This is a genomic window from Xanthomonas sp. SHU 199 (assembly GCF_000364665.1).
In the GTDB taxonomy this organism is placed as follows: Bacteria; Pseudomonadota; Gammaproteobacteria; order Xanthomonadales; family Xanthomonadaceae; genus Xanthomonas_A; species Xanthomonas_A sontii.
In genome coordinates this window covers 1-5,136 of sequence record NZ_AQOI01000733.1, presented here as the reverse complement: position 1 = coordinate 5,136, position 5,136 = coordinate 1, and the positions used below count along the sequence as shown (strand labels likewise).

Annotated in this window: 6 protein-coding genes; 2 read left to right on the top strand and 4 right to left on the bottom strand. The window is 68.7% G+C overall.

Going from position 1 to position 5,136, the window contains the following annotated elements; all coding sequences use genetic code 11:
- From D183_RS25460 to rlmE, 4 genes are all read right to left on the bottom strand, one after another.
- A partial coding sequence (locus tag D183_RS25460; protein WP_043086396.1) for an isopentenyl transferase family protein occupies positions 1-294 on the bottom strand: 294 nt, incomplete at its 3' end.
- Positions 294-1,199: a dihydropteroate synthase gene (gene folP, locus D183_RS0120350; RefSeq protein ID WP_017910620.1), complete on the bottom strand. Its 906-nt coding sequence runs from the start codon at positions 1,197-1,199 to the stop codon at positions 294-296. The genes folP and D183_RS25460, both read right to left, overlap by 1 nt.
- Before the next feature lie 271 nt (positions 1,200-1,470).
- The gene (gene ftsH / locus D183_RS0120345; protein ID WP_017910619.1) at positions 1,471-3,408 is read right to left on the bottom strand and encodes an ATP-dependent zinc metalloprotease FtsH; all 1,938 of its coding nucleotides are present in this window, start codon (positions 3,406-3,408) and stop codon (positions 1,471-1,473) included.
- Positions 3,409-3,479: 71 nt separating this feature from the next.
- Complete coding sequence (gene rlmE, locus D183_RS0120340) at positions 3,480-4,112, bottom strand: 23S rRNA (uridine(2552)-2'-O)-methyltransferase RlmE (protein WP_017910618.1); 633 nt, start codon at positions 4,110-4,112, stop codon at positions 3,480-3,482.
- 66 nt (positions 4,113-4,178) lie between these two features.
- On the opposite strand from rlmE, the gene yhbY reads away from it, so the two are divergent.
- Positions 4,179-4,484: a ribosome assembly RNA-binding protein YhbY gene (gene yhbY / locus D183_RS0120335; protein WP_010341321.1), complete on the top strand. Its 306-nt coding sequence runs from the start codon at positions 4,179-4,181 to the stop codon at positions 4,482-4,484.
- Between the two features lie 19 nt (positions 4,485-4,503).
- Entirely contained in the window at positions 4,504-4,878 is a 375-nt protein-coding gene (locus tag D183_RS0120330) for an Mth938-like domain-containing protein (protein WP_017910617.1), read from the top strand.
- The last annotated feature ends 258 nt before the right edge of the window (positions 4,879-5,136 follow it).

The following is a 5,136-nucleotide window of genomic DNA, read 5'->3' as shown; positions in this document are numbered from 1 at the left end:
TAGGCGGCCGCGGGCCACAATCGCCTCCAGCGCGGCGCGCGCGTCGGCGGCGAATTCGGCCGCCGAATACGTCTGCCAGGGATCGCGCAGGTCCAGCAGATGATGCGGCACCCGCGCGCGCTCGGCGGCATCGGGCTTGGCCGCGCCGATGTCCAGGCCACGGTAGACCAGCGCCGAATCGACGCTGACGATCTCGCCGCCGCAGCGTTCGGCCAGGGCAATCGCCGCGGCGGTCTTGCCCGAGGCGGTCGGGCCCATCAGTGCGATCGCGCGCGGGCGCCGGTCGGCCGCCATCAGTCCTCGTCCGGCCAGCGGATCGTCGCCGCGGCCGACGCTGTGGCGGCGCGCGGCAACGGCACGGCCTGCAGCGCCTGCCAGACCTTCAGCGCGTCGACGGTGGCAGCGACGTCGTGCACGCGCAGCAGCGCGGCACCGCGCTGTGCAGCCAGCAGATGCGCGGCGACCGAGCCGGCCACCCGCTGCTCCGGCACCTCGCGCCCGGTCAGCTCGCCGATGCTGCGCTTGCGCGACAAGCCGGCCAGCACCGGCACGCCCAGCTCGACCAGCCGCGCCAACTGGGCCAGCAACTGCAGGTTGTCGGCGGTGCTCTTGCCGAAGCCGAAGCCCGGGTCGACCAGGATGCGTCGCTTGTCGATGCCGGCCATCTCCGCAGCGAAGATGCGCTCGGCCAGGAACCGGTGCACCTCGCCGACCACGTCGTCGTAGCCGGGCGCGCTGCCGGCGGCATAGGCATCGGCGGGCATGTGCATCAGCACCACCGGCACCCCCAGTTCCGCGGCAGCGTCCAGCGCGCCGGGCTGGCGCAGGGCCTGCACGTCGTTGATCATGCCGGCGCCCGCCGCGACCGCGGCGCGCATCACTTCCGGCTTGAAGGTGTCCACGCTCAACGGCAGCGCGGTCTGCGCGGCCAGCCGCTCGATCACCGGAATCACCCGCCGCAGTTCTTCTTCCACCGGCACCGGCATCGCGCCGGGACGGGTCGACTCGCCGCCGATGTCCAGCACGTCGGCGCCCTCCTCGGCCAGACGCAGGCCGTGCGCCACCGCCGCGTCCACGCTGGCGTGCGCGCCCCCGTCGGAGAACGAATCCGGGGTGACATTGACGATGCCCATCACCCGCGGGCGATCGAGCAGCAGCCGGTGGGCGCCGCACTGCAGGCTGGGCGAGGTGTCGAACATCGGTGAGTCTCCTGGTAGTGGCCGTGGCCGGCGGCGGAATGGCGCTGCGCAGCGCCATGCGGCATCCGCGACACACGCATGGCGGCAGCGGCGTGCGCGACGTTTCAGCCGCACACCGCATCGACGCGGCGGCCAGCGCAGTGCCATTGTCGCCCACGCGCACGCAGGCGGCGAGTCGACATCGGACGATGCGACCGGCCCCGCACCGCCGCCAACAAAAAAGCCAGGGATCGCTCCCTGGCTTTTCGACGCTTGAAGGGCGCTCCTGCGCTTACACCTGCTCGGCAGGCCCGGCGATCGGCGGCAGCGGACGCGAATTGCCCTTGTCGTTGTTGCCGCCGTCCTTGCCGGACTTGTTCCAGCCCATCGGCGGCGGCGGATCGCGACCTTCCATGATCGCCTCGATCTGCGGCGCGTCGATGGTCTCGTACTGCAGCAGCAGCTGCGACATGGTGTGCAGCTTGTCCAGATTCTCGGTGAGGATCTGCGTGGTCTTCGCATACGCCTTGTCGAGGATCGACCGCACCACCTCGTCGATACGCCGCGCGGTGTCGTCGGAGACGCTCTTGTGCTGGGTCACCGAACGGCCCAGGAACACTTCGTCGTCCTCCTCGCCGTAGGCGATCGGCCCCAGCTCGTCGGACAGGCCCCACTTGGTGACCATGTTGCGCGCCATTTTGGTCGCGCGCTCGATGTCGTTGGACGCGCCGGTGGTGACCTTGTCGGTACCGAAGATCAGTTCCTCGGCCACGCGGCCGCCGTACAGCGAGCACAACTGCGACTCGATCGCCACACGGTTCATCGAGTACTTGTCGCCTTCCGGCAGATACATGGTCACGCCCAGCGCGCGGCCGCGCGGGATGATGGTGACCTTGTAGACCGGGTCGTGCTCGGGCACCAGGCGGCCGACGATGGCGTGGCCGGCCTCGTGGTAGGCGGTGAGCGTCTTCTCGTCCTCGCTCATGGCCATCGAACGACGCTCGGCACCCATCAGGATCTTGTCGCGGGCACGGTCGAAGTGGTCCATGCGCACTTCCTTGACCGACTCGCGCGCGGCGAACAGGGCCGCCTCGTTGCACAGATTGGCCAGGTCGGCGCCGGAGAAGCCCGGCGTGCCGCGCGCGATCACCATCGGCTCGATGTCGTCGGCCAGCGGCAGCTTGCGCATATGCACCTTGAGGATCTGCTCGCGGCCGCGCACGTCCGGCAGGCCCACCACCACCTGGCGGTCGAAGCGGCCCGGGCGCAGCAGCGCCGGATCCAGCACGTCCGGACGGTTGGTCGCGGCGATCACGATCACGCCCTCGCCGCCCTCGAAGCCGTCCATCTCCACCAGCAGCTGGTTGAGGGTCTGCTCACGCTCGTCGTGACCGCCGCCCAGGCCGGCGCCGCGATGGCGGCCGACCGCATCGATTTCGTCGATGAAGATGATGCACGGCGCATGCTTCTTGGCCTGCTCGAACATGTCGCGCACGCGGCTGGCGCCGACGCCGACGAACATTTCCACGAAGTCCGAACCGGAGATGCTGAAGAACGGCACCTTGGCCTCGCCGGCGATGGCCTTGGCCAGCAGGGTCTTGCCGGTACCCGGCGGGCCGACCATCAGCACGCCGCGCGGGATCTTGCCGCCGAGCTTGGTGAACTTGGTCGGATCGCGCAGGAAGTCGACCAGTTCGCCAACCTCTTCCTTGGCCTCGTCGCAGCCGGCGACGTCGGCGAAGGTGATCTTGATCTGGTCCTCGCCCTGCAGCTTGGCCCGCGACTTGCCGAAGGACATCGCGCCCTTGGCGCCACCGCCGCCACCCTGCATCTGGCGCATGATGAACAGCCAGAAGCCGATGATCAGGATGACCGGCAGGAAGTTCAGCACCAGCGACCAGAAGCCCGGACCGTTGTCGGGCTTCTGCCGGGTGATGTCCACATTCTTGCTGTACAGCACGTCGATCAGCTTGCCGTCGCTCGGGCCGTACACCGAGCCTTCGCTGCCGTCGGCGCGCTTGAAGCGGATCGCGTTGACCGACAGGTTGGTGGCGTCGGTGAAATCGACCGACTTCACCCGCCCGGCGTCCACGTCCTTCAGGAACTGGGAGTAGGTCACGTTGTCGGTGCCCGCGCCGCCGGCGAGCCGCGGCGAGAAGCTCTGGAACACCACCATCAGCACGACGGCAACGACTACCCACAGCAGCAGATTCTTGGTCAAGTCGTTCATCCTCATTGGCTCCGGTGTCCCTTCAACTCTGTCTCGATGCGTGGCATTGCGGATTCAGCCTTGCGTTCAGCTTACTTGATCTGGGCGCGCTTGCCCTGTCCGAGGGCGTAGACCTCCGGCGAGCGCTTGCGCGACGCGGCCGGCTTGCGGATGGTCACCTTCTCATAGCGGCGGCGCATGTCGCGGATGTAGTCGTCGAACCCCACGCCCTGGAACAGCTTGATCAGGAACGCGCCGTTCGGCTTCAGGTGGCTGTCGGCGAACGCCATCGCCAATTCCGCCAGATGCATCATCCGCGGCTGGTCGACCGCATCCATTCCGCTTTTATTGGGGGCCATATCCGACAGCACAAGGTCCACCGGTGTATCGCCCAGCATGGCCTCGAATTGCGATAGCACCGCGTCCTCCCTGAAGTCACCGTGAAGGAACTCCACGCCAGCCAGCGGCGGCATCTCCAGGATGTCCAGGGCCAGCACGCGACCGCGGTCGCCCATCGACTTGCGCACCTGCTGCGACCAGCCGCCCGGCGCGGCGCCGAGATCGACCACCACCATGTCCGGCTTGAGCAGCCTGTCGCGCTGCAGCAGTTCCTCCAGCTTATAGGCCGCGCGCGAGCGCATGCCTTCGGCCTGGGCCTTCTTCACGAAGGGATCGGCGAAATGTTCGCGGAGCCAGCGTTGGCTGCTTTTGCTGCGGGTGGCCATGGACGCACGGTCGGGAGGGGCGGCCATGATACCCTGATCGCCCTTGCCAACCCTGCTCCCACCTGCATGTCGATCAGCCTGACCTCGGCCCAGAACCGCTTCCTGCGCGGCCTGGCCCACGACCTCAAACCCCTGCTGCAGATCGGCAGCAAGGGCGTCACCCCGGCCTTCCTGGCCGAACTGGACGAGGTGCTGGAGCGCCACGAACTGGTCAAGGTGAAGGTCGGCGGCGACGACCGCGAGGCCCGCGACGCCGCCATCGGCAGCCTGGTGGAGCAGTCGCACAGCGTGCTGGTGCAGCGCATCGGCCATACCGCGATCCTGTATCGCCCGGCCAAGGAAGACCGGCAGATCGTGCTGCCGCGCGCCTGAGCGCGCCCTCGGTGACCCCATGCAACTGACCCAGGACCTGCCCGACTACGCCTACGCCCTGCGCATGGCCGACGGCCGCCAGGCCAAGGTGAACGACCGGCTGCTGACCCGCAGCTTTGTCCTCGCGCCGGACACCCTGGTCGAGGACTGGCAGGCCCCGCCGGCCGGCGATCTGCAGCCGCAGCATCTGCAGCCACTGCTGGAGCTCAACCCGGCCCTGGTGATCCTCGGCACCGGCGAACGCCAGGTGTTTCCCGCCGCAGCGGTGATGGCGCTGTTCCTGACCCGCGGCATCGGCATCGAAGTGATGAACAACGCCGCCGCCGCGCGCACCTACAACGTGCTGGCCGCCGAAGGCCGGCGCGTGGCGGTGGGGTTTCTGCTAGAAGGCTGAGCCAGGCGTCGCGGGCCGGGCACTGCGACCTCCTGATCGTTGACCTGAGCGGCCTCAACCACGGCCTGGCCGCGCCGCGCACAACATGCGATGGAGGCAGAGAGGACGCCTGTCGTTCCTTTCGTCTCTTGCAGATCGCCGCGCGGCGTCTGCCGCGCGATGCGCGCACAGCGCGTCGGGGCTGAAGCCCCTCCCACACAAGAATGCGTGCACGGTGACACCGCGGGTGAGCCGGCGGCGCTTGCGGCCCACTGGGCC

Coding starts and splice junctions, on each gene's coding strand:
- yhbY (WP_010341321.1), top strand. CDS start 4,179: ATGTCGATCAGCCTGACCTCGGCCCAGAACCGCTTCCTGCGCGGCCTG.
- folP (WP_017910620.1), bottom strand. CDS start 1,199: ATGTTCGACACCTCGCCCAGCCTGCAGTGCGGCGCCCACCGGCTGCTG.
- rlmE (WP_017910618.1), bottom strand. CDS start 4,112: ATGGCCACCCGCAGCAAAAGCAGCCAACGCTGGCTCCGCGAACATTTC.
- ftsH (WP_017910619.1), bottom strand. CDS start 3,408: ATGAACGACTTGACCAAGAATCTGCTGCTGTGGGTAGTCGTTGCCGTC.
- D183_RS0120330 (WP_017910617.1), top strand. CDS start 4,504: ATGCAACTGACCCAGGACCTGCCCGACTACGCCTACGCCCTGCGCATG.